The organism is Paracoccaceae bacterium (assembly GCA_033344815.1).
In the GTDB taxonomy this organism is placed as follows: Bacteria; Pseudomonadota; Alphaproteobacteria; order Rhodobacterales; family Rhodobacteraceae; genus Roseobacter.
In genome coordinates this window covers 1,511,992-1,534,367 of record JAWPMR010000001.1, presented here as the reverse complement: position 1 = coordinate 1,534,367, position 22,376 = coordinate 1,511,992, and the positions used below count along the sequence as shown (strand labels likewise).

The following is a 22,376-nucleotide window of genomic DNA, read 5'->3' as shown; positions in this document are numbered from 1 at the left end:
TTAAAAGAGGCGTCAGTGGCAGGCGGGACGCGTGCCTGGCAGCAGCACTTTGTCGACGACATGAATCACACCATTGTCGGCCTCGATGTTCGCCACAACCACGGTTGCCATCTCGCCAGTACCATCCGCAATTGTCACGCCGTTGGCGCTCTTGCTGATGCACAGACGCTCGGAGGCGAGGACCGGCTTGAAATAGTTCGACCCGTTCGGGATCATTTCGGCGGTCAGTTTGCGATCATCCACGTGATAGAGCAGCACGTTGGTCAGTTGTTCTTTGTTTTCTGGTTGCAACAGCGTTTCTACGGTTCCCTCGGGCAGGGCTGCAAAAGCTTCATTCACCGGGGCATAAACGGTGAAAGGGCCGGGTCCTTGCAACGTCTCAACCAAACCGGCAGCCGATACCGCAGCCACAAGTGTGGAAAAACGATCATCGCCCGACGCGATCTCGACGATGTTTGCGGCCTGTGCGCCAGTGGAGAGGGTCATTGCGGTCGCTACGGTTGCAGCAAGGTTACGGAAATGCGTCATGGATGATCCTTATAATTCAATGGGTATGCCTGTTTGACATGCAAGGCTTACGGCACCGATTACACAACGGATCAGGGCCCTCGCGGCTTTGTGAGAAATGTGTAATATTTGCACACGTGACATTTGTTTGGGAATATTCTACTATAGCGTGTGTGGTCAGGCGCTTTTGAAAGGTTGCAGGTTTCACGATTGCGGGCTCACGTTCTTTGGCCTAATCAGGGATGACCTGTGATTTGAGAGGACGTCCCATGCGCCTGACCCGCTATTTCCTGCCTGTGCTGCGCGAAAACCCTGCAGAAGCTCAGATTGTGAGCCACCGGCTTATGTTGCGCGCGGGCATGATCAAGCAGAACTCCGCTGGGATTTATTCGTGGTTGCCTCTTGGCTTCAAGGTGCTGCGCAAACTTGAAAATATTGTGCATGAAGAGCAGGCGCGGGCCGGCCATATCGCGATGTTGATGCCGACGCTGCAATCTGCGGATCTGTGGCGGGAAAGTGGGCGTTATGACGCCTATGGTCCTGAAATGCTGCGCGTGCGCGACCGACAGGACCGCGATATGCTCTATGGGCCCACCAACGAGGAGATGATCACTGATATTTTCCGGTCTCATGTGGGCAGCTACAAGGATCTTCCGCTGACGCTCTATCATATCCAGTGGAAATTTCGCGACGAAATGCGCCCGCGGTTTGGTGTCATGCGGGGCCGCGAATTCTTTATGAAGGATGGATACAATTTCGATCTGACCAAGGAGGACGCGCTGCATGCATACAACCGTCACCTTGTGAGCTATCTGCGCACCTACGAGCGGATGGGTTTGCAGGCGATACCGATGCGTGCGGACAGCGGACCCATCGGCGGTGACAACACGCATGAGTTTCTGGTCCTGGCAGACACCGGCGAGTCTGAAGTGTTTTACGACAGCGCAGTGACAGACCTTACGTTCGGCGATCGCAAAATCGACTATGACAGCGTCGATCAATGTGCCGGTGTGCTCGAAGAATTCACGTCGAAATATGCGCGCACGGATGAGACGCATGATGCGGCGCTGTTCGAGCAGATCCCTGAAGAACGTCGCCGGACGGCGCGCGGTATCGAAGTGGGGCAGATTTTCTACTTTGGCACCAAGTATTCCGAGGCCATGGGGGCGACGGTGCAGGGTCCTGATGGCAAGCCCGTGCCGGTACATATGGGTAGCCACGGTATTGGTGTCAGCCGTCTTGTCGGTGCGATCATCGAGGCCAGCCATGACGACAAGGGCATCATCTGGCCCGAAGGCGTGACACCTTATCATTGCGGTATTGTAAACCTCAAACAAGGCGACGCGGAGGCAGACGCGGCCTGCGAGGGTCTCTATTCCAAACTGGAAGGTCTTGGGCTGGAGCCGCTTTATGATGATCGCGATGAGCGGGCAGGCGGAAAGTTTGCCACCATGGACCTCATTGGTTTGCCATGGCGCATAACGGTGGGGCCGCGCGGTCTGAAGCGCGGCTTGGTTGAACTGACCAGCCGACGCACTGGGGAAAGCGAAGAACTGCCGCCCGAACAGGCCGTGAAAAAGATCGCCGAGATTTATGACGGGCACCACGGTAGTGAACATGTCCAGATGATGGGCAAGCGATCATTCCATACCTATATCTGAGGGTTTGCGGCAGAGCGCCTGTCTGTTAGAATGCCCTAATGCCTCCTGGGGGAGAGCAGGAGCATAGCGATGATCCTTCGCGCCATGGGATTGGCCGCAGGGCTGGCAGGCGGATTTGGGGCGGCCCAGTTCCCCGCCTATTCCCAGCAATACATGCAGCGTCTTGGCGGGGCGGTGGACGCCTTGCATCAGGTTGTCGTTGATTTTGACGCCTCAGCGGCGGCAGAGGGATTGACCCGGGATGCCGCCCTGGGAGAAATGCAGGGCACGGCATTCGTAGAACGACGCCGCGCCGATATGACCCGCACAATTGAACGCTATGACAGCTTGCGTCTGGATCTTGACACGTTGCAGGGGCAGGGACCGTTCATGCGCGCCTATCACGCAGGTTCATTGGCAGATATTGAAATCGCCGCGCGTGCCTGGCGGGCTTTTCAGCCAGCCTTCCCCATATCTGTCGCAACGCTTCTTTTCGCGGCCTTTGGTTTCGGGATCGCCACGTGCATTTTTCAGTTAACTCTGGCGGTTTTTCGATTGCCGTTTCGGCGTAGGGTAATGCGCGCTTGACGCTCTGAAGGCAAAGCCTCAGGTTGCGCGCAGTTTGTGATGAGGAATAATTATGGCCACATCGACCGCTCCTTTTGCGCCCTTCGAATGGATGATTGCCTGGCGATATCTGCGCGCGCGCCGCGCCGAAGGCGGGGTCAGCGTGATGACCTGGATCAGCTTGATAGGTATTACTCTGGCGGTATTTGCCTTGATTGCAACACTGGCGGTGCGCTCTGGGTTTCGAGCCGAATTCGTCGATACAATTCTTGGGTCCAATGCGCATGTCACCGTCTATTCGCTCGGTCAGATTACCGAAGATGGGCGCGTGGACAGAACCATCGCGGACTACACGGGGCTGGCGCAACGTATCGCTGCAGTGCCCGGTGTGACGCGCGCGGCCCCGCTGGTGCGCGGACAAGTGATGGCGGCTTTTCAGGGGCGCAATGCAGGCGTTGAGGTTTACGGCATCGCGCCCGGGGATCTGGCGACCTTGCCCCGTATCGCCGACCCCGAGACCGCCCGCGGCGAAATCGCGGATTTCGCACAGGGCATTGCAATCGGCTCCGGCGTCGCGCGGGAACTCGGTGTTACGGTTGGCGACAGGGTGAAACTGATTTCTCCGAACGGGGTCAAAACCGCCTTTGGCACGTCGCCCCGGGTGAACGCTTATGATGTCACCTATGTGTTTACCGCCGGGCGATATGACATCGACAGAACACGTGCTTATCTGCCACTTTCCGAAGCCCAATTATTCTTTAACCGCGAAGGCTTTGCGGATGAAATTGAAGTGATGGTTGAAGAGCCTGAGAGCGTAAGAACGATGAACCCCGCCCTGTTGCAGGCCGCCGGCGAACGGGCACAGGTCTGGACCTGGCAGGACGCATCGGGCGGCTTCCTCAGAGCGCTCGAAGTCGAAGATAATGTGATGTTCATCATCCTGTCGATCCTCGTTTTGATTGCGGCCATGAACATCGTGTCGGGTCTGATTATGCTGGTCAAGAACAAGGGTCGCGACATCGGCATTTTACGTACCATAGGGCTGACGCAAGGCTCGATCATGCGGGTTTTCTTCATTTGCGGCGCTTTCACGGGCATTTTGGGCACTCTGTTTGGCGTCATTCTGGGTTCGCTCTTTGCGCTCTATATCGACCCGATCTTCAGCTTTGTGAACGTCATGATGGGGGGCGGTGTTTGGGATCCATCCATCCGGGGCATCTATGCCTTGCCTGCTGAATTGCATTTGCGAGACGTACTTTCGGCAGTTGCATTGTCTTTGGGTCTGTCTTTCGTCGTAACGATTTTCCCTGCCCGGCGCGCGGCCCGGATGAACCCTGTTGAGGCGTTGCGCTATGAGTGACGCGATACTTGCACTGCACGGTGTGGTGAAATCCTACAACCGTGGTCTGCCAGGGGAGGTGAGCGTTCTGCGCGACATCGACCTGACGGTGAATAGGGGTGAAATTGTCGCGTTGGTTGCGCCCTCAGGCGCCGGCAAGTCCACGCTTTTGCATATTGCGGGACTGCTGGATACAGCTGATCAGGGAACGGTCGAAATTGTGGGGCAGAACATGACTGGTCAACCGGACGCCAAACGCACTGCAGTACGGCGCCGCGATGTCGGGTTCATTTATCAATTCCATCACTTGCTTCCCGAGTTTTCCGCACTGGAAAACACGATGTTGCCGCAATTGGCCAACGGTGAACCCCGTACCACGGCGCGGTCGCGCGCTGAGGAACTGCTGGAGCGCGTCGGCGTCGCGGCACGCGCTGCACATCGCCCCGCAGCCATGTCAGGGGGAGAACAGCAGCGCGTTGCTTTTTGTCGGGCATTGGCCAATCAGCCAAAACTGCTGCTTGCGGATGAGCCCACGGGCAATCTGGATCCAGCTACATCAGAGCAGGTGTTTGACGCCTTGTTGGATCTTGTGCGCGGCACTGGATTGTCCGCCCTGATTGCTACGCATAACATGGAACTTGCCGGGCGCATGGATCGTCAGATCCGCCTTGAAGCGGGCAGGTTGGTCACCGCGTAACGTCTATCTGGTGCTTGACGAAGTGCGCAAAGCGGGATCAACCTGACCCGATCCGACGCAGGAAATATGCACATGACACGCTATTCACTTGAAGAAATCGAAACCATCACACAGCAGGCGCTGTTGACACATGGTGCGGCGCCATTTGTTGCGTCAGAGGTCGCGCGTGCTGTGCGTGAGGCGGAGGGCTATGGGAACAAGATCTGCGGCCTTTACTACTTGGAAAGCTACTGCCTGCAACTGAAGACCGGGCGTGTGAAAGGCGATGTGACACCCATTGTGTCAACCCCGCGTCCGGCCGTGGTTCATGTGGATGCGGGGTTCGGGTTTGCGCAGCCTGCATTTTCCTATGGGTTGGTTCCCGCGCTAGACGCAGCGCGCCAGTTCGGAACTGCGACGCTGGCCATTGGGCATGCGCACACCTGCACGTCTCTGGGGTATTTCACCGAACAGATCGCGCGCGCGGGCTGCATCGGAATCGGATTCACCAACGCCTCCCCGATCGTCGCAGCACCTGGGGGAAATAGCCGAGTCATCGGCACCAATCCGATTGCGTTTTCGGTGCCCGGCGAGGAGGGCGAAATTGCCATGCAATTTGATCAATCCACCACCGCTGTGGCCCTGGGCAAGATCACAATGGCCAAAGCTATGGGACAAAAGATCCCGCTGGGATGGGCGCTAGATGCACAAGGCAATCCAACCACCGATCCGGACGCGGCCCTGTCGGGGTCTTTGGTATCACTTGGTGGACCCAAGGGCTGGGGATTTGGTTTGATGGCTGAAATCCTGGCGGCAGGCATGACCGGGTCGGTGTTGTCGCGAAAGGTCAAACCTCTCAAGGCACCGGATGGCCCACCGCATGATCTTGGGCAGTATTACATCTTGTTGGATCCCGGTTCGTCTTCTGCCTTTGAAGCCCGGCTGGCCGAATTGTGTGAAAGTGCGGTGCAGGATGAGGGGGTACGGATCCCGGGTCAACACCGGAAAATGGCACGGCAGGTGGAGGTGGATGATCACACTTGGCAGCGCTTGCGCGAACTCGCGAATGGCCGCTAGGCTTTTTGGGTGATGAAAACGCCTGCGGTCATCAATGCGATGCCGAGCGTGCGTGTCCCGTCCATGGGGTTTATCCGCGCGCCGAACAGCCCAAAGTGATCAATCGCAGCGGCGCTTATCAATTGTCCCAACAGCACGAAAAAAACCGCATTTCCGACGCCGAAAGTGGGTGCGATATAGGTGATTGTGAGCACATAAAAGGCAATCAGAATACCGGCCAGAAACAGATGTCTTGGTGCAGATGCCACCTTGGTGAGAGCCTGCGGGCCAGTCACTAACATCACCACGACGCAGGACGTAAAAGCGACTGCAAACAGCACCGTAGCGGCTGCGGCAGGCGATCCGATCCGGACGCCCAATGCGGCGTTAAGAGCTGCAAGCAGCGGAATGCCAATGCCGGCCAACAACATAATTGCCGCGTAATGGGCCATTCATACATCTCCTTTATGATGTGTCGTGTGACCATGCAGGTGCGACATCATTTGAGCAAGCTTGATTGAACGCAGCTGCGTCAAATACGTGAAAATACGAGGGTTCTTCGGTGATCCGTCCAAGTCTGTTATTGTTATTGATTTCTGCGCTGGTGACAGCGTGCAGTGGGTCTGGGAGAGATGATGTGCGCCGAGGCGCGGCGCTTTACGCTGCGAATTGCGCGGCTTGTCACGGTGGTGATGCAAAGGGCGGCGGTGGCGGTGGCGTTTTTGGCCTGAGTAAAACACCGCCGGATCTCACGCGATTGCGCAGCCGGAACGGTGGCACATTCCCCGTCTATGAAACGGCTGCGGTCCTGGAGGGATACGCCATCGGAGGGATGAGGGGTCGCCAGATGGTTGGTTTCACCGGGCTTCAAAGCGATCGAAAAAAGCGCGTTCGTGTCGATCGCACGCGCCTGCGCACCACGGCAACACAGGCTGATCTGCTGCTTTTTCTGGAAACTGTGCAGCGGCCCTGACTAACTGCAAATCCCTTTTAATTCAACGCCTTCCCACGGGAGGCCAACGGAGTACTCGCGTGCATCCGGGAGTGGCGTCACGGGCATGGCTTGGGAAATCATATCGTGTAGACGCTGCGTGCGCGGCGCGGTTGGATCCAGCGCGCGGCAACAGACGAATTCTTCCATAATGGCCCCTTGCTGTTCAAAGCCGAAATCGCTGAACTGTGGGTTGGCATCCAGATCAAACAGGTAGGGATCACGCGCGCCATCATGTTCAAAAGCGGCGCGCAATGGGGTGTAGCCCGTCTGTTTCCGGTTCTGCCATTGCCACACATGGACCATCTCATGGGCAAAGAGCATGGCGGCCACAAGGCCGATTTCGTTAGGGTATTCAGGGAGATAGTCGTCCAGATACCAGTCGCGATCAAACAGGATGTGATTGTAAAGCGCGACGGCAGCGGGTTTTGACGTCACGGTTTCGGCCTTGACGGGTGGCACGATGCGCTCGCGGCAGGTGGTGCGCGGGCGCGGTTTGCGCTCGAAGGTGACGGCGCGGGTGGGGGCGCCATCCACCAGACGCACCTTGGAGATGTCGAGCGTATCCCCATGAATTGCTTGAGCAAATGCCGTTTCAGTCGGAGTCAACGGGCGACCGCATGACGACAGAAAAACGGATGAAATGATCAGGCCTGTGAAGAGTGCGCGCATGGTGTGAGTGGGCCTGAAACAGGGGGCGGGATCAAGGTGAAAATTGGCAGATGCGGTAAATTCCGCGTCAGGATTTTTGGTGTCTGTGGCGGGGATGGGGCCCCGGGTCGACACTGTGCGACAGGAGCCTTGAAGGAGGAAAATGGTCTGTGACATCCGTACACAACCTGTACACAGGCTGTACACCGACCTGTGTACGGTTGGGGAGAGCGGCGATCCGGGCCTAGCCCGGCAAACGCTCCGGGGAGCGCTTGAGCCGCGAACGGGCGGAGCCCCGGGGCGGTGAGTAATGCTCAAAACTGTGTCCGGGTACATCGTGAAACAGAAGTTAGTGCCACGCCCGTACGGGGCTCCGCCCGCTCAACAGGGAAACCAGCCACTGGCAGGTTTCTGATTCCTGTTTCACCCTCGGGTCGGAGGGCGTTTTGCAAACTGTCCAGTGGATAGTTTCAGCCCGGAAGGATGCGATAGCATCGAGGGGGCATGAAATGCGCCCTCCCCGTGGGGGATGGGTGAGGACCGTCTTGCAAACTCTCTGGGAGAGAGTTTGAGATCTGAACGGGCGGAGCCCCGGACGTAGCGGATATCAAGTGAAACAGATCGAATGGGCCGCGCCCGACCTCGGGCCGGAGGGCGTTTTGTAAACTGTCCAGTGGACAGTTTGAGGCCGGAGCGGTCGAAGACCAGGGTGCACGAAGTGCGCCCTCCCGTGGGGAGGGTCGGGCGTATTTCTAAACGATGGCTGGTTCTTTGGAGTCAGCTAGTGGTTTGTCGATTCATCGCGCGAAGTCTTTGCTTTTCAGAGATTTCAGATAACTTCGCCTCGAGAGATTTGCGCATCTCGGCCGCTTCTGTTTGCTTTGTATGGAGCACTCGAAGAATGCGGATTAACTGATCCTGTTCATTTGGTATCGGGATGTCCTGCAGGGTTTCTGTGTTTTCTAATATCTTTGTAATTTCTTTGGTGAGTTCAGCCACTTCATTATCATGCTGTTCCACGGCACCGCTTTTTACGCCATGTGAAAACGTTAAATGGGCTCTGCCGTTAGAGTCATAGTCACTTAAAAGGGACGGCAGCAACCGGGCGTCAAAACGCATGTTATCCTGTAATTTGGCTGCTTCAATCTCGAGTGATCCCAAAAACCGCTGAATTTCGAGCTTTGCTGCATTCTCGTTACTTTTTACCAAATCACGCTGTTGTTGCACTGAAGCTGAAAGTTCTTTTGACTGTTGTTCCAGTGCTCTTACGCTGTTTCGGAGTTCATCACCTTGCTGGAAATATCCTAGTATGAGCCAGAAAAGCGCAAGAAGACCAAGTGATCCAGCCAAGAAGTCTCCCCAAGCATTGGGTTCAAGTCGCGCGAAACTTTGCCAGTTGACGACAACGATTAGACCGACGACCGTTAGGTAAATGATCGTTAAAGCAATTCCTAGGCGTGGGCGTTTCGATACATCATCCATCAAACATCCAACTCCTCCACAAACTTCGCGTTTTCCTGAATGTATTGATACCTCAGTTCGGGCTTCTTCCCCATCAGACGCTCGACTAGATCGCCGGTTTCGCCGGGCATGTCCTCGTCAATCGACACGCGGATGAGTTTGCGCGTCGTCGGGTCCATGGTGGTTTCTTTCAGATCCTTGGCGTCCATTTCACCAAGGCCCTTGAAGCGGGAGACGTCGATTTTGCCTTTGCCGCCGAGGCCTTTTTCCAGCCAGGCGTTTTTCTCGTCTTCATCCAGACAATAGACGCGTTTGGCGCCTTGGGTCAGGCGGAACAGGGGCGGGCAGGCGAGGTAGAGGTGGCCGGCGTCGATCAGCGGGCGCATCTGGGTAAAGAAAAACGTCATCAGGAGGGCGGCGATATGAGCGCCGTCCACATCCGCGTCGGTCATGATGATGATCTTGTCATAGCGCAGATCATCAAGGTTAAAGCGCGTGCCCATGCCACATCCCAGCGCCTCGCAGAGATCGGAAATCTCCGCATTGGTGCCGAGTTTTGAGGAGGCCGCGCCCAGCACGTTGAGGATTTTACCCTTGAGCGGCAGGAGCGCTTGCGTGTTGCGGTTGCGCGCGCCTTTGCCCGATCCACCTGCTGAATCGCCCTCCACGATGAACAATTCGGTGCCTTCACGGGATTTGGAGGTGCAATCGGTGAGTTTGCCGGGCAAGCGCAGCTTTTTGGTGGCCGATTTGCGCGCGGTCTCTTTTTCCTGACGTCGGCGCAGGCGTTCTTCGGCGCGCAGCACCAGAAAATCGAGGATGGCCCCGGCGGATTTCGTGTCATTGGCCAGCCAGTTGTCGAAGTGGTCGCGCACAGCGCCTTCAGTCATTTTGGCCGCGGCCTCGGTGGAGAGGCGGTCCTTGGTCTGGCCGACAAAAGCGGGTTCGGCGATGAAACAGGAAACGAGCGCGCAGCCGCCCGATGTGAGGTCTTCACGGGTGATTTGGGCGGCTTTTTTGGTGTTTGAAAGTTCACCGTAGGCCTTGATGCCCTTGAGGATCGCAGCCCAGAACCCGGCGACATGGGTGCCGCCTTCGGGCGTGGGGACCGTGTTGCAGTAGGATTGGATGAAGCCATCGCGCGAGGGGGTCCAGTTGATGGCCCATTCGACCTTGCCCGGTTGGCCGAATTTCTCTTTGAAATCAACGGTTCCGGCAAAGGGTTTGTCGGCGTAGGTTGTGGCCTTGCCGAGCGTTTCATTAAGGTAGTCCGACAGGCCGCCGGGGAAGTGGAAGGTGGCCTCTGTCGGAGTTTCGCCGTCCTCGATATGGGATTTCCAGCGGATTTCGACGCCCGAAAACAGATAGGCCTTTGAGCGGATGGATTTGAACAATCGCGCGGGTTTGAAGCGGTGGGAGCCAAAGATTTCTTCATCCGCGTGGAAGGTGACGGTGGTGCCGCGCCGGTTGGGGGCAGCCCCCACCATTTCGACGGGGCCCAGAGGAAGCCCGCGTGAAAAGCGTTGTTCATGGAGTTCCTTGTTGCGGGCCACCTGAACGACCATGGAATCGCTGAGCGCGTTGACCACGGAAGCGCCGACCCCGTGCAGACCGCCGGAGGTTTCATAGGCTTTGCCGGAGAATTTGCCGCCCGCATGGAGCGTGCACAGGATGACCTCGAGCGCGGATTTGTCCGGGAATTTTGGGTGCGGATCGATGGGAATACCCCGGCCATTGTCGCGGATGGTGACGGCGTAATCGGCGTGCAATTCGACCTCGATCCGGTTGGCGTGGCCTGCGACGGCCTCGTCCATGGAGTTGTCGAGCACTTCGGCCACCAGATGGTGCAGGGCGCGTTCATCGGTGCCGCCGATGTACATGCCGGGGCGTTTGCGCACGGGTTCCAGCCCTTCAAGGACCTCGATGGAGGCGGCGTCATAGGCGGGGGCGTCCGTGTTGGACAGCAGATCGTTGGGCATGGGGGCTCGAACCTCATTTATGAGTTGAGCCAAGTATGACAGAGCCGGTGCCTATGGGGAAGGCTTGCCAGTGCCAGTTTATGAAAACGAATCACTCGATGTGGAGGGTGATGAGGTGCGCTAAAAAGCGAATGAAAACGGTGGAAAAGACCAAAAATGACGTGTGGCACCAAAGATTGTTCCCATATGACGGATGGAATTTCCCGCGATGCGAGCGGTTTTTAGTATTATTGCCTGCTGGCCTGTTTTCCGCCTGTTTTTTGATCGGACTTGTGACCGATTGCCGGTCGCATAACAGAAGAATTAACAAGTGCTAGATGAGCAGCGGCTGCGCGGCGGTAATTGCAATCGTCCAGGCGCTCATTTGAGCGGAACGAGGAATGATTGAATGAGTCTTAACTTACTTAAAACAGGCGCGATCGCTTTGGCGGTATCGGCCGCTGTTTTGCTGGGAGGCGAGGCAGATGCCGCGACAATGTATGAGGGCGACTACAACGCCACGAGCGTAAAATCCGGAAGCAATTTCCACACCGTATGGCTGCCCGGTATTTTTGGATCTGCTGCTAGCAACTACTGGCAGTTTGTCGGCGGCGCTGGCAAATTCAACGTCGGTGCAAACAACGTGACAGCGTCCCTTGACGGCCGCATCGCAAACAACAGTGACACCGACCTGCAGATGGATCTTGCTGTCGAGTATGATCTGCTCAACCCGAATGCTCCAGGCGGCGGTGGCACCATGGATGGCGGTTTTGCCAATGGTCTGACAACTGCGGAGAAAGACGCGCTGAAGGATACATGGTCCTACTATAACATCAAATCGGCGACCCTGACGGGCGTTGGCCTTCTCGACGGTCTGATGATGACTTTGACGCCGTTCCCGCTTGATCCAAAGGAAATTCCTTTCCAATTGGGCGAGAGCGCAAATGACAAAAACCAAGGCGTCGGCGGCGCGGGCTGGTTCACCTGGAACATTCTTTCACAGGCGACCAATACGAATTACGTAGCAAAGTCCTTGGATAACATTTCCGGACGGAGCCACGGCGACATCAACATCAACATCTCGCCTGTGCCGGTTCCTGCGGCGGGTCTGCTGTTGTTGGGCGGCCTTGGAGCCTTGGGCGCGATGCGCAGACGCAAGCAAAAAGCGGCCTGAGCCCTTCATATAATCAAACAAGAAAGCCCGCTTGATTTCGCGGGCTTTTTTTTGCGCGGATCGCAACAGCGCAGTCCCCGTGATCAGGGCCCTATTCAATCTGTTCCAAGCTTGCTTCGGGAAAGGTGATGCCCGTGAATTCGGGCAGGGCATTCACCAGCATCTGGCGCTGGCTCGGTTCATCAAGACGGATGAGAGACCACTGACCGGTCTCTTTGAATGCCAATGTGTGAGACCCGGCACGATAGACGGCGTCCCCGACCTGCATAAGCGTCATTGTCGGCAAGAGGACAAAGATCCGCCCAGCCGATGTTTCGCCCAGGACCGCTGCTGTGCTGTCCATCTGAACCTCGAGCAACGCCACCGACTCCATCGCCGCTTCCATCGCCTCGACCACTGCGCTGATCAGTTCCGTTTCGGTCATATCGTTGCGGTGGGCGAGATCGGCGATCACTGACGGGGGCATGGTTTCGACCACGCCGGACACATTCAGCGCGCGCGTATCTGCGAGGAATTGCTCGACAACGGCTGCCAGGTCGCGCTGGTCCTCAGCGGTCAGGGTCTGGGCAAGGGCTACTGTGGTCCAGCAAATGGCTGCAATCCCGATGAGGGCGTCTCTGAAAATGCGGATCATGGCTGCACTGGTTGCCCGGCAAAAATACTTTGCAGCCCGGTGACCCACCTTATGCACCAAGCGGGATGTCCGCGAGAAAAATGGTCACGCTCCGCTGGCATTGCAACACTCCACTTTGGCTTGCTTGCGGAATGCCCGCCCGCATTTTTGATCGACCAAGGCGCGCGTTCTGCACACCAGAACCTACCTATTCGCCCTCCAGAAGGGTTTCAAACCTCAGCCCTTTGGCGGTGCGGGGGGCAAATCCGGTCCAATATGTATGATCCTCAGTCGGCTTGCCTTCTTCATCCAGCGCCTGAATGCCGTCCTCTGACTCCTCGATAAGATCGAGATAGGCGCTCTTGCTGATGTCCCCTTTGAGGTGCAAGTCCATGAAAGCAGTCGCGAAATGCTGGGCGATGTTATTCATGCGGGTCGTGTCCCAGACCGGGTCGGCATAATGTTCGAAGGGGGTGATATCCAGATCCTCCACCGGGGTCCAGGATTCGATGGGTGCCGGGATCGGTGCGGCAGCATTGTGATTGGCGTGATCAAAGGTCAGCAGATGCCGGTCCGTGCCACCGGCTTCAGCGAAGATCGTGCGGATTGTCTCATAGACAGAGACGTCATCGGCGCTGCCGGCCATGAACAGGGTCGGAACTCGCAGCCCGCCCATGCCGTTGGCATCCCAGAAATCCGCGTTGCGCCCCCAGGGTCCAATGGCAATAATCGCCCGCACACGCGGATCAACAAGGGCCTCATGGCTGTCCGAGCCGGCAAGATGCCGGGCCAACAGGCCGTTGGGCGCGCCCCAGCTGTATTCGGTGGCCGATTGGGTCACGCCAGCACCGCCAAAGACCAGCGCGCCGTATCCCCCCATGGAATAGCCGATGATGCCGACGACACCGGTATTGATCAAAGCGCCAAGATCCCCCCCAAGATTTGTCATCTCATCGAGCACAAAGCGTTGGTCGATCGGACGGTTCAGCAAGGTGGAGCCAAACAGGTTCTGATCCGAATAGGTGCTGTCCGTGTGGTCAATGGAAACCGTCACAAACCCCTTGGAGGCAAGGTTTTCGCCCAGATGCGACATCAGGAAGCGATTGCCCGGATAGCCATGGCTGATGATGATCAGCGGATAACGTCCCTGCGCCGCAGGGGGGGCATCGCGCGCGGCGCGTCCGGTCAGTGTGACTTCGGTCTTTCCATCACGCAGATAGGCGCGATATGTGCCACCGGGCGTGGTGCCGGGCGCTGCAGGATACCAGATCTCGGCCTTCAGCGGGCGGTCATAGACAGGTGCGTCATCGCCATCCACATTGACCACATCGATCTGACCCGGATGCGACAGTTCCAGCGTTTGCACCCCAATTGGCAACAGACCATAGGCGGCCAGTTCCGGCGCATCAGGTCGTATCAGATCAATAGGGTTCGCGAGAGCGGGGGCTGCCAGCAGCGCACTCAAAGCTGCTAGAGGTCGGTTGGTCTTCATCTTCGGGCTCCACGGCGCGGTCGCTGTACATACTGCTACGTATAGAGTGACAAGGTATTCTTGAGCATTCAAGTAGTTATGATATGAAATTTCCATGTCAGGCGTGTTTTTCCGTCTCTTCGGTGTCACATATCTGCGTCAGGGAACAAGCTGATAGTGTCAGGGCGTGTGTAAATGTGACATGCCTTTGTCGCGGGCGCCCCTGATGTATACATCTGTGGGGTGCGCAATCTGAACCAGGGGCGTCAGCGCCTTGACGTGGTTTTTCCAATGACCTGCTCATGCGACCTCTTCCACATGCGCGACGCGGGGCGTAAGGGGGAGGTATGGTCAAAGTCATGACATACCCCGAGCACGGCCGCGCTATTCTGCGGCTGGGCCTGCCGCTGATCGGTGGGCATCTTGCGCAGACGGCGATCGGCGTGACCGATACGGTGATGCTGGGCTGGTACGGGGTCGAGGCGCTGGCGGCGGTAACGCTGGGATCGACGTTTTTCTTTGTGTTGTTCATCTTTGGCTCCGGGTTTGCCTGGGCGGTGATGCCCATGGTGGCCTCTTTTGACGCGGAAGGGGACGAGATTGGCCTGCGTCGCGCAACGCGAATGGGGCTTTGGCTGAGCCTTGGATTTGCGCTGCTGGCCCTGCCGGCCATGCTGTGGTCTGATCCCTTGTTACGGGCCTTGGGGCAGGGAGAGCGGCTGGCTGCGGATGCCGGCGTCTATCTGAGCATCGCCGGGTTTGGCATCCTGCCCGCGCTGCTGGTCATGGTGCTGAAGTCTTATCTCGCCGCTCTGGAGCGCACGCAGGTTGTGTTGTGGATCACGGTGTTGAGCGCGGTGGTGAATGCCATCGTCAACTACGCGCTGATCTTTGGCAATTGGGGCGCGCCGGAACTGGGGATCGCCGGGGCTGCGATTGCCTCCGTCACTACGCAGGTCATTGCTCTGATCGGTATCGTGATCTACGCGCGCGCCAGCTTGCCCGAGCATCTGTTGTTTCAGCGGCTCTGGCGGGCGGACTGGAAAATGCTGGCGCGGGTGTTTCGTCTTGGTTGGCCTATCGGATTGACCGGTCTCAGCGAAGTCGGGCTGTTTGCGGCCTCTGCCATGATGATGGGCTGGCTGGGCACGGTGACGCTGGCCGCACATGGCGTCGCCCTGCAACTGGCCTCAATCACCTTCATGATCCACATGGGGCTGAGCAATGTCGCCACCATCCGCGCGGGCAATGCCTACGGGCGGCACGACCCGGGCCACATGGAAAAGGGCGCTCTCGTGGTCACGATCACATCTCTCGTGGTCGCAGGCATAACGGTTGTGATTTTCCTATTGATGCCAGAGGCTTTGATCTCTCTTTTCATGCAAAAAGAGGAGCCGCAGAGAGAGGCGATTCTGACCATCGGTGTGGGATTGCTGGCCATGGCGGCCCTGTTTCAACTGGTCGACGGGGCGCAGGTCATCGCACTGGGGCTTTTGCGCGGCATTCAGGACACGCGGATCCCGATGATCTGCGCCGGGCTGAGCTATTGGGTGATTGGAATTCCATGCTCTTACCTTTTGGGCTTCGTTCTGGGGTTTGGCGCAATCGGTGTCTGGCTGGGTCTTGTTGTGGGTCTCGGTCTCGCCGCCCTGTTGTTGTCCATACGGTTCTGGAGTGTCATGCTGCGCGCGCTCAAAACCCGCGTGGTTTGAGCTTGCTTGCGTCTCTGCCCGACCTGACCTAGCCTTTGTCCGGGCGCCGGGGGAATACCATGATCAAAGACCGCTACGACAATGTGCTGACCACTTCTTCTGAGCGGGCGGCGGATCATTTTCATCAATCGATGGATCGATTGTTGGCGGGACAGCCACAGATGGACAAAGGATTCCTCGCGGCGATTGAGGCGGACCCGCATTTTGCCGCCGCCCATGTGGGTCTTGCAAGGGCGCGTCAGACAGTCGGCGATACGGCGGGCGCACGGCAGGCCATTGCACAGGCTGAAGGCCTCGCCAAAGACGTCACTGCGCGCGAAGCATCGCAGATCCATACGGTATCGCTGATGTTGAAGGGCAAGGGGGCCGACGCCTTGCAGGCGGTTTACGCCCATACGGATCAATACCCGCGCGACGCAATTGTGGCCCAGACCAGTTCATCCATTTACGGGTTGATCGGATTCTCCGGACAGCCCGGCCGCGAGGCGCAGATGCTGGCCTTTCTGTCCCGCCTGATGCCGCATTACGGGCAGGACTGGTGGCTGATGAGCCAATACGCCTTTGCGCTTTGCGAGACCGGGCAATTGGCGCAGGCGGGTGAGATGATTGATGCCGCCCTGGCGATCAAACCGGACAATGCCCATGGGGCGCATGTGCGCTCTCATGTGTCTTATGAAGAAGGCGATGTCAAAAATGGCATCGGTTTTTTAAAGGATTGGCTGAAGGGGTATGACAAGGCAGGGGTGATGCATGGGCACCTCAGTTGGCATCAGGCGCTGTGGAGTTTGCAGACCGGGGATGTGGACGGCATGTGGGCACTGCTGGATGATGCGGTGACACCTGAGGCGGCCATTGGGGGCGCGCCGCTGAGCGTGCTGGTGGATACTGCCTCCTTGCTGCACCGGGCGGAACTGGCAGGGGTGGAGGTGCCCGTCGCGCGCTGGGCGGCGATCAGCGAATTTGCCGCAAAGGCTTTCCCGCGCACGGGTAATGCATTTATTGATATGCATGCGGCGGTCGCCCATGCGATGGCTGGGGATGGTGCTGCGTTGGCGCGCATCATTTCCGATCCCGCCGGGCCTGCGGCGGATCTTGTGCCGAATATTGCCTTGGGCTTTCAGGATATGGCGCAGGCGGATTGGGCCGCGGCGTCGAGACATTTGCGTGCTGCAATGGCCGATACCGCGCGGATTGGCGGCAGCCGCGCGCAACGTGATCTGGTCGAACACAGCCTGTTGGCCTGCCTGATGCGGCAAGGATCAACCGAGGAGGCAGGGCATTTGGCTGCGCTCAGGCGTCCTTTGATTGCAGATACTTACGCCTCATAGCTAAAGTATCGCAGGAAGGGCCAATTTGTTGTCGCGCGCGCAATGCATCGCCTCTTCATACCCCGCATCAGCATGACGCATCACCCCTGTGGCCGGATCGTTCCAAAGCACGCGGGCGATGCGCCGGTCGGCATCTGCAGTCCCGTCACAACAGATCACCATGCCGGAATGCTGGCTGAACCCCATGCCGACACCACCCCCGTGATGCAGCGAGACCCAGGTCGCGCCACTTGCCGTGTTCAGCAGTGCATTTAGCAACGGCCAGTCGCTTACCGCATCCGAGCCATCGCGCATGGCTTCCGTTTCGCGGTTAGGCGAGGCGACAGAGCCTGAATCCAGATGATCACGCCCGATCACAATCGGGGCGGAAAGTTCGCCCTTACGTACCATCTCGTTGAACGCAAGACCGAGTTTGTCGCGCACGCCCAGACCGACCCAGCAAATGCGCGCGGGCAGGCCCTGAAAGCTGATGCGTTCGCGCGCCATATCAAGCCAGTTGTGCAGGTGAGGATCATCGACCAACTCCTTGACCTTGCGATCGGTTTTGTAAATATCCTCCGGATCACCGGAAAGCGCACACCAGCGAAACGGCCCGATGCCCCGGCAAAACAGCGGGCGAATATAGGCAGGTACGAAACCGGGAAAGGCAAAGGCGTTTTCCAAACCCTCTTCAAGCGCGACTTGTCGGATGTTGTTGCCGTAATCCAGCGTCGGGACCCCCGCGTTCCAGAAATCCACCATCGCCGCAACATGGATTTTCATAGAGGCGCGCGCCGCCTTTTCGACCGCCTTGGGGTCGCTTTCCCGCTTGGCTTTCCATTCCCCCATGCTCCAGCCCTGTGGCAGGTAACCGTTGATCGGGTCATGCGCGCTGGTCTGATCGGTCACGATGTCAGGACGGATGCCGCGGCGCACCAGTTCCGGAAACACATCAGCGGCATTGCCGAGCAGCCCCACGGATTTCGCCTGACCGGCAGCGGTCCATTTTTCGATGAGCGAGAGGGCCTCATCCAGAGTCTCAGCTTTCTCGTCCAAATATCTGGTGCGCAGGCGAAAATCTATGCTCTCGACATTGCATTCCACCGCCAGACAGCACGCCCCCGCCATGACCGCCGCCAAAGGTTGCGCGCCGCCCATGCCCCCGAGGCCCCCGGTCAAGATCCAGCGCCCCGTGAGATCGCCGTCATAATGCTGCCGCCCGGCCTCCATGAAGGTTTCATAGGTGCCCTGCACAATGCCTTGTGACCCAATGTAGATCCATGACCCGGCGGTCATCTGACCATACATGGCCAGCCCCTTTTTATCGAGCGTGTTGAAATGATCCCAATTGGCCCAATGCGGCACCAGATTTGAATTGGCGATCAGCACGCGCGGGGCATCCTTGTGGGTTTGGAACACGCCCACAGGCTTGCCCGATTGTACCAGAAGCGTCTGATCGTCCTCGAGGGTTTTCAGACTGGCCACGATGTGGTCGAAATCATCCCATGTGCGCGCCGCGCGTCCGATCCCGCCGTACACCACCAGCTCATGCGGGTTTTCAGCCACATCCGGGTGCAGGTTGTTCATCAGCATGCGCATCGGCGCCTCGGTGAGCCAGCTTTTGGCGGTGATCTCGGGGCCTGTGGCCGGATAAACATCACGGGTGTTTTTGCGCGGATCACTCATGCGGGTCTCCAGTTTTGCAGGTATTCAAGGATGTCGCGCAGGACGGCGCGCAACGGCTCCGCCTTGGCCTCATCATAGAGCCAAGGATCTTTCTCAGCGACGAGGTAGGTCGATTGCGCCAGTTCCATCTGAAGCGCATGCACGCCGGATTTGGGACGGCCATGGTTACGGGTGGTCCAGCCCCCCTTGAAGCGACCGTTCACAACGCTGCTGTAGGGGGTCGCCTGTTTGCAAAGATTGGTGAGGTGGGCGGTTATTTTGTGATCGCAGGCGGCGCCTAGATTCGTGCCAAGATTGAGATCGGGCAGCACGCCGTCAAACAGGTTTGGAATCTGCGAGCGGATCGAATGACAGTCAAACAGGATGGCAAAGCCGTGTTTGGAGCGCAGACGCGCGATCTGCGCAGACAGGGAGGCGTGATAGGGGGCATGGAAGGCGGAGCGCCAGGTGGCCATTTCATGTTTGCTGGGCGGTGCATCCCAGATCGGCGCGCCCTCAAAGTTTGTCAGCGGCACCAGCCCGGTGGTGAACTTACCGGGGTAGAGGCTCTGCCCGGAGGGATCGCGGTTTGCATCGCAGACATAGCGGTGGAAGTTGGCGCGCACGGTCGTCACATCCTGCACCAGATCGCGGTAGAGCCGGTCGACGTGCCAGTCGGTGTCCATCAGCCGACGCCCTGTATCGTTCAGACGTTGCAGGATCGGCTGCGGTATTTCGGTGTCCACATGGGGAAAGGCGAGGATCAGCGGGCTTGATCCGGCAATGACGTCAACGGGCATCAGGCGATTCCTTTGTAAGGCCGGGCAGGTCAAGGTCCTGCGCCAATGTGCCGTCAGATACCATACGCGCGGCGGCCTCGATATCCCCTGCAAGGTATCGATCCTGTCCAAGCGGGGGCAGTTTGGCGCGCAAGCGGGCGATCACGCGCTGCAGGGCCGGGCTTGTGCGCAGGGGCGCGCGGTATTCAATGCCCTGCGCGGCGCAGATCGCTTCGACCCCGAGGATGACATTCAGATTTGCGTTCATTTTGCGCAGCCGGCGCGCGGCATGGGCCGCCATGCTGACGTGGTCCTCCTGGTTGGCAGAGGTGGGCGTGCTGTCGGTGGTGCAGGGGTTCGCGAGGTGTTTGTTTTCGCTCATCAGAGCGGCAGTGGTGACTTCGGCAATCATCAGGCCGGAATTCAACCCCGGATCCGGTGTCAGAAACGGCGGCAGATCAAAGCTGAGCGTCGGATCGACCATCAAGGCCACCCGTCTTTGCGCAATCGCCCCGATTTCGGCCAGTGCCACGGCGATCTGATCGGCGGCAAATCCCACGGGCTCTGCGTGAAAGTTTCCACCCGAAACGATTTGCCCGCCCGTTGGATGATCGGGATCGACCAACACAAGCGGATTGTCGGTGACGGCATTGGCCTCGGTCTGCAAGGTTTCGCCGGCTGCGCGCAACAGGTCCATCGCCGCGCCTGAGACTTGCGGCTGGCAGCGGATGCAATAGGGGTCCTGCACACGGGTGTCCCCGTCGCGGTGGCTGTCGCGGATTTCGGAACCTGCCATCAGGCTGCGTTGCGCGCGGGCCGCGTCGATCTGGCCGGGATGGCCGCGCAGGGTATGTATTTCGGGTGCCAGCGGCGCGGTGGAGCCCATAATGGCATCCGTGGAGAGTGCTGCCGTGACGACACAAGCGCGGGCGTTGTCCCAGGCCTCAAAGAAACCCACCAGCGCACAGGCGGTGGAGAATTGCGTGCCGTTGATCAAGGCCAACCCCTCTTTGGGGCCCAGCGTGATTGGCGACAAACCTGCGGCGCGCAAGGCTTCGCGCCCGGGCAGGCGCGCGCCCTCAAAAACGGCTTCGCCTTCGCCAATCAGCACGGCGGCCATATGGGCGAGAGGGGCAAGATCGCCCGAGGCCCCGACCGACCCCTGCACCGGGACAACGGGCATAACGCCGCACGCCAAAAGGTCCTGAATATGCGTCACGGTGGACCAGCGCACGCCCGATGCCCCGCGCCCCAAGGACAGCAGTTTCAACGCCATCATCAACCGCGTCGTGTTGGCCTCCAGTGGTTCGCCGACGCCACAGCAATGGGACAAAACAAGGTTACGTTGAAGCTTTTCAGTATCTTCTGTGGCGATCTTGATGCTAGCGAGTTTGCCAAAACCGGTGTTGACGCCATAGACGGCGGCCTCCCCACGCGCGGCGGTTTCCACGAGGGCGGCAGCGGCTTCGATACGCGCGCGGGCGGTATCATGCAAAACCACGGCGTCATCGCTGGTCCAGATGTCATACAAATCGGCGAGGGTTGCCGCGCCGGGAGCCAGAACATGTGTCATGGGCGCATCGTGGCGATTTGGCCGCCAAAGATGCGGGCATAAAGTGGATTGAATCCAATTCGGTAGGATAATTCCGCTGGATGCGCCACGTCCCAGACAGCCAGATCGGCGCGCAGGCCCTGGGCGATCTGTCCAACATCCCCAAGACCCAACGCCTGTGCCGCATTGCGGGTCACACCAGCCAGGGCTTCGCTGGGCGTCATCCCAAATAGGGTACAGCCCATATTCATTGCCAAGAGCAAGGAAGTCATTGGCGAGGAGCCGGGATTGCAATCGGTGCTGAGCGCCATGGGCACGCCCGCCGCGCGAAAGGCTTTGATCGGGGGGATTTGCGTTTCGCGCAGTGTATAGAAAGCGCCGGGCAGGATCACGGCAACCATGCCCGCACCGGCCATCGCCTTGGCGTCTTTTTCAGTGGCGTATTCCAGATGATCGGCCGACAAGGCGCCGCGCGCTGCCGCCAGTGCCGTACCGCCCTGATGTGACAATTGTTCGGCGTGTAATTTTATCGGTAAACCAAGCGCTTGTGCGGCGTCATAAACGCGCGCGATCTGAACCGTATCAAAGGCGATATGCTCGCAAAACCCATCCACCGCGTCCACGAGACCCTCTTTATGGGCGGCCTGAAGGGCGGGGATGCAGACCGTGTCGATATAGTCATCCGGGCGCGCGTGATAGTCCGGCGGCAGGGCGTGCGCCCCGAGAAAACTGGTGTGCACATGGATGGGGCGCTGCCCGGCAAGGGCACGGGCGGCGCGCAGCATCCGCAATTCAGTATCCAGATCCAAACCATAGCCTGATTTGATTTCAAGCGTGGTGACGCCTTCAGCGATCATCGCATCCACGCGCGGTAGGGCCTGCGCGATCAGAGCCTCCTCGGATGTGGCGCGTGTGGCCGTGACGGTGGACATGATGCCGCCGCCTGACTGCGCGATTTCGGCGTAACTGGCCCCTTCCAACCGCTGTTCGAATTCCGCCGCGCGGTTGCCGCCGTAGACCACATGGGTATGACAATCGATCAGGCCGGGCGTGACCAACCGCCCTTGAAGATCCGTGTTGTCATCATTGTGGTATTCTGCGGGAAGGTCCGCGCGCGCACCGCACCAGGCGATGCGACCGTCTTGCATCGCAATCACCGCATCAGGCACCGGATGATCCGAGCCCGTCATCGCCATCAGCGTCAGATTGGACAGAATCATGCGCAGGATCCTCTTGCGAAATGAACTGGCCTGATTA

Annotated in this window: 20 protein-coding genes; 9 read left to right on the top strand and 11 right to left on the bottom strand. The window is 58.5% G+C overall.

The window, feature by feature from the left end:
- Window positions 1-12: 12 nt before the first annotated feature.
- Window positions 13-528 carry a fasciclin domain-containing protein gene (locus tag R8G34_07200; protein ID MDW3222665.1) on the bottom strand — a complete coding sequence of 172 codons (516 nt, stop codon included), beginning with the start codon at window positions 526-528 and terminating at the stop codon, window positions 13-15.
- Window positions 529-776: 248 nt separating this feature from the next.
- On the opposite strand from R8G34_07200, the gene R8G34_07195 reads away from it, so the two are divergent.
- The 5 genes from R8G34_07195 (at window position 777) to R8G34_07175 (ending at window position 5,806) form a co-directional block, all read left to right on the top strand.
- Window positions 777-2,168 carry a proline--tRNA ligase gene (locus tag R8G34_07195; GenBank protein ID MDW3222664.1) on the top strand — a complete coding sequence of 464 codons (1,392 nt, stop codon included), beginning with the start codon at window positions 777-779 and terminating at the stop codon, window positions 2,166-2,168.
- A gap of 69 nt (window positions 2,169-2,237) precedes the next feature.
- Window positions 2,238-2,735 carry a DUF2937 family protein gene (locus R8G34_07190; GenBank protein MDW3222663.1) on the top strand — a complete coding sequence of 166 codons (498 nt, stop codon included), beginning with the start codon at window positions 2,238-2,240 and terminating at the stop codon, window positions 2,733-2,735.
- Window positions 2,736-2,787: 52 nt separating this feature from the next.
- Entirely contained in the window at window positions 2,788-4,074 is a 1,287-nt protein-coding gene (locus R8G34_07185) for a lipoprotein-releasing ABC transporter permease subunit (protein ID MDW3222662.1), read from the top strand.
- On the top strand, window positions 4,067-4,750 hold the full coding sequence (locus tag R8G34_07180; protein MDW3222661.1) for an ABC transporter ATP-binding protein: 684 nt from the start codon (window positions 4,067-4,069) through the stop codon (window positions 4,748-4,750). The genes R8G34_07185 and R8G34_07180 overlap by 8 nt, the downstream gene beginning before the upstream one ends.
- Window positions 4,751-4,822: 72 nt before the next feature.
- The gene (locus tag R8G34_07175; GenBank protein ID MDW3222660.1) at window positions 4,823-5,806 is read left to right on the top strand and encodes an Ldh family oxidoreductase; all 984 of its coding nucleotides are present in this window, start codon (window positions 4,823-4,825) and stop codon (window positions 5,804-5,806) included.
- On the opposite strand, the gene R8G34_07170 is transcribed toward R8G34_07175, so the two are convergent.
- Window positions 5,803-6,237, bottom strand: coding sequence for a DMT family transporter (locus R8G34_07170; GenBank protein ID MDW3222659.1), 435 nt, complete (start codon window positions 6,235-6,237; stop codon window positions 5,803-5,805). The genes R8G34_07175 and R8G34_07170 overlap by 4 nt on opposite strands.
- 185 nt (window positions 6,238-6,422) lie before the next feature.
- Between R8G34_07170 and R8G34_07165 the strand changes: the two genes are divergently transcribed.
- On the top strand, window positions 6,423-6,758 hold the full coding sequence (locus R8G34_07165; GenBank protein MDW3222658.1) for a c-type cytochrome: 336 nt from the start codon (window positions 6,423-6,425) through the stop codon (window positions 6,756-6,758).
- Here R8G34_07165 and R8G34_07160 read toward each other — a convergent pair whose 3' ends face one another.
- The 3 genes from R8G34_07160 to parE form a co-directional block, all read right to left on the bottom strand.
- Complete coding sequence (locus tag R8G34_07160) at window positions 6,759-7,448, bottom strand: hypothetical protein (protein MDW3222657.1); 690 nt, start codon at window positions 7,446-7,448, stop codon at window positions 6,759-6,761.
- 756 nt (window positions 7,449-8,204) lie between these two features.
- Window positions 8,205-8,909 (bottom strand): hypothetical protein, encoded by a 705-nt coding sequence (locus tag R8G34_07155; GenBank protein ID MDW3222656.1) that lies wholly within the window; start codon window positions 8,907-8,909, stop codon window positions 8,205-8,207.
- Complete coding sequence (gene parE, locus R8G34_07150) at window positions 8,909-10,867, bottom strand: DNA topoisomerase IV subunit B (GenBank protein MDW3222655.1); 1,959 nt, start codon at window positions 10,865-10,867, stop codon at window positions 8,909-8,911. The genes R8G34_07155 and parE overlap by 1 nt, the downstream gene beginning before the upstream one ends.
- A 388-nt stretch (window positions 10,868-11,255) precedes the next feature.
- On the opposite strand from parE, the gene R8G34_07145 reads away from it, so the two are divergent.
- On the top strand, window positions 11,256-12,020 hold the full coding sequence (locus tag R8G34_07145; GenBank protein MDW3222654.1) for a VPLPA-CTERM sorting domain-containing protein: 765 nt from the start codon (window positions 11,256-11,258) through the stop codon (window positions 12,018-12,020).
- Window positions 12,021-12,111: 91 nt separating this feature from the next.
- On the opposite strand, the gene R8G34_07140 is transcribed toward R8G34_07145, so the two are convergent.
- Both R8G34_07140 and R8G34_07135 read right to left on the bottom strand, forming a co-directional pair.
- Entirely contained in the window at window positions 12,112-12,654 is a 543-nt protein-coding gene (locus R8G34_07140; protein MDW3222653.1) for a hypothetical protein, read from the bottom strand.
- 187 nt (window positions 12,655-12,841) lie between these two features.
- Entirely contained in the window at window positions 12,842-14,125 is a 1,284-nt protein-coding gene (locus R8G34_07135) for a dienelactone hydrolase (GenBank protein MDW3222652.1), read from the bottom strand.
- Between the two features lie 326 nt (window positions 14,126-14,451).
- Between R8G34_07135 and R8G34_07130 the strand changes: the two genes are divergently transcribed.
- Both R8G34_07130 and R8G34_07125 read left to right on the top strand, forming a co-directional pair.
- Window positions 14,452-15,816, top strand: a complete 1,365-nt coding sequence (locus R8G34_07130) for an MATE family efflux transporter (protein ID MDW3222651.1) — start codon at window positions 14,452-14,454, stop codon at window positions 15,814-15,816.
- Window positions 15,817-15,875: 59 nt separating this feature from the next.
- Entirely contained in the window at window positions 15,876-17,144 is a 1,269-nt protein-coding gene (locus R8G34_07125; GenBank protein ID MDW3222650.1) for a tetratricopeptide repeat protein, read from the top strand.
- Here the strand turns inward: R8G34_07125 and hutU are convergent, their stop codons facing one another.
- The 4 genes from hutU to hutI are packed head-to-tail and all read right to left on the bottom strand — an operon-like array spanning window position 17,145 to window position 22,339.
- On the bottom strand, window positions 17,145-18,809 hold the full coding sequence (gene hutU, locus R8G34_07120; GenBank protein MDW3222649.1) for a urocanate hydratase: 1,665 nt from the start codon (window positions 18,807-18,809) through the stop codon (window positions 17,145-17,147).
- Window positions 18,806-19,588 (bottom strand): N-formylglutamate deformylase, encoded by a 783-nt coding sequence (hutG, locus tag R8G34_07115; GenBank protein ID MDW3222648.1) that lies wholly within the window; start codon window positions 19,586-19,588, stop codon window positions 18,806-18,808. The genes hutU and hutG overlap by 4 nt, the downstream gene beginning before the upstream one ends.
- The gene (gene hutH, locus R8G34_07110) at window positions 19,578-21,140 is read right to left on the bottom strand and encodes a histidine ammonia-lyase (GenBank protein MDW3222647.1); all 1,563 of its coding nucleotides are present in this window, start codon (window positions 21,138-21,140) and stop codon (window positions 19,578-19,580) included. Before hutH ends, hutG begins: the two co-directional genes overlap by 11 nt.
- Window positions 21,137-22,339: an imidazolonepropionase gene (hutI, locus tag R8G34_07105; protein ID MDW3222646.1), complete on the bottom strand. Its 1,203-nt coding sequence runs from the start codon at window positions 22,337-22,339 to the stop codon at window positions 21,137-21,139. The genes hutH and hutI overlap by 4 nt, the downstream gene beginning before the upstream one ends.
- Window positions 22,340-22,376 lie beyond the last annotated feature (37 nt).

Coding starts and splice junctions, on each gene's coding strand:
- R8G34_07155 (MDW3222656.1), bottom strand. CDS start 8,909: ATGGATGATGTATCGAAACGCCCACGCCTAGGAATTGCTTTAACGATC.
- R8G34_07160 (MDW3222657.1), bottom strand. CDS start 7,448: ATGCGCGCACTCTTCACAGGCCTGATCATTTCATCCGTTTTTCTGTCG.
- R8G34_07140 (MDW3222653.1), bottom strand. CDS start 12,654: ATGATCCGCATTTTCAGAGACGCCCTCATCGGGATTGCAGCCATTTGC.
- R8G34_07190 (MDW3222663.1), top strand. CDS start 2,238: ATGATCCTTCGCGCCATGGGATTGGCCGCAGGGCTGGCAGGCGGATTT.
- R8G34_07135 (MDW3222652.1), bottom strand. CDS start 14,125: ATGAAGACCAACCGACCTCTAGCAGCTTTGAGTGCGCTGCTGGCAGCC.
- R8G34_07125 (MDW3222650.1), top strand. CDS start 15,876: ATGATCAAAGACCGCTACGACAATGTGCTGACCACTTCTTCTGAGCGG.
- R8G34_07180 (MDW3222661.1), top strand. CDS start 4,067: ATGAGTGACGCGATACTTGCACTGCACGGTGTGGTGAAATCCTACAAC.
- R8G34_07145 (MDW3222654.1), top strand. CDS start 11,256: ATGAGTCTTAACTTACTTAAAACAGGCGCGATCGCTTTGGCGGTATCG.
- R8G34_07170 (MDW3222659.1), bottom strand. CDS start 6,237: ATGGCCCATTACGCGGCAATTATGTTGTTGGCCGGCATTGGCATTCCG.
- hutI (MDW3222646.1), bottom strand. CDS start 22,339: ATGATTCTGTCCAATCTGACGCTGATGGCGATGACGGGCTCGGATCAT.
- hutG (MDW3222648.1), bottom strand. CDS start 19,588: ATGCCCGTTGACGTCATTGCCGGATCAAGCCCGCTGATCCTCGCCTTT.
- R8G34_07195 (MDW3222664.1), top strand. CDS start 777: ATGCGCCTGACCCGCTATTTCCTGCCTGTGCTGCGCGAAAACCCTGCA.
- R8G34_07130 (MDW3222651.1), top strand. CDS start 14,452: ATGGTCAAAGTCATGACATACCCCGAGCACGGCCGCGCTATTCTGCGG.
- hutU (MDW3222649.1), bottom strand. CDS start 18,809: ATGAGTGATCCGCGCAAAAACACCCGTGATGTTTATCCGGCCACAGGC.
- R8G34_07185 (MDW3222662.1), top strand. CDS start 2,788: ATGGCCACATCGACCGCTCCTTTTGCGCCCTTCGAATGGATGATTGCC.
- hutH (MDW3222647.1), bottom strand. CDS start 21,140: ATGACACATGTTCTGGCTCCCGGCGCGGCAACCCTCGCCGATTTGTAT.
- parE (MDW3222655.1), bottom strand. CDS start 10,867: ATGCCCAACGATCTGCTGTCCAACACGGACGCCCCCGCCTATGACGCC.
- R8G34_07200 (MDW3222665.1), bottom strand. CDS start 528: ATGACGCATTTCCGTAACCTTGCTGCAACCGTAGCGACCGCAATGACC.
- R8G34_07175 (MDW3222660.1), top strand. CDS start 4,823: ATGACACGCTATTCACTTGAAGAAATCGAAACCATCACACAGCAGGCG.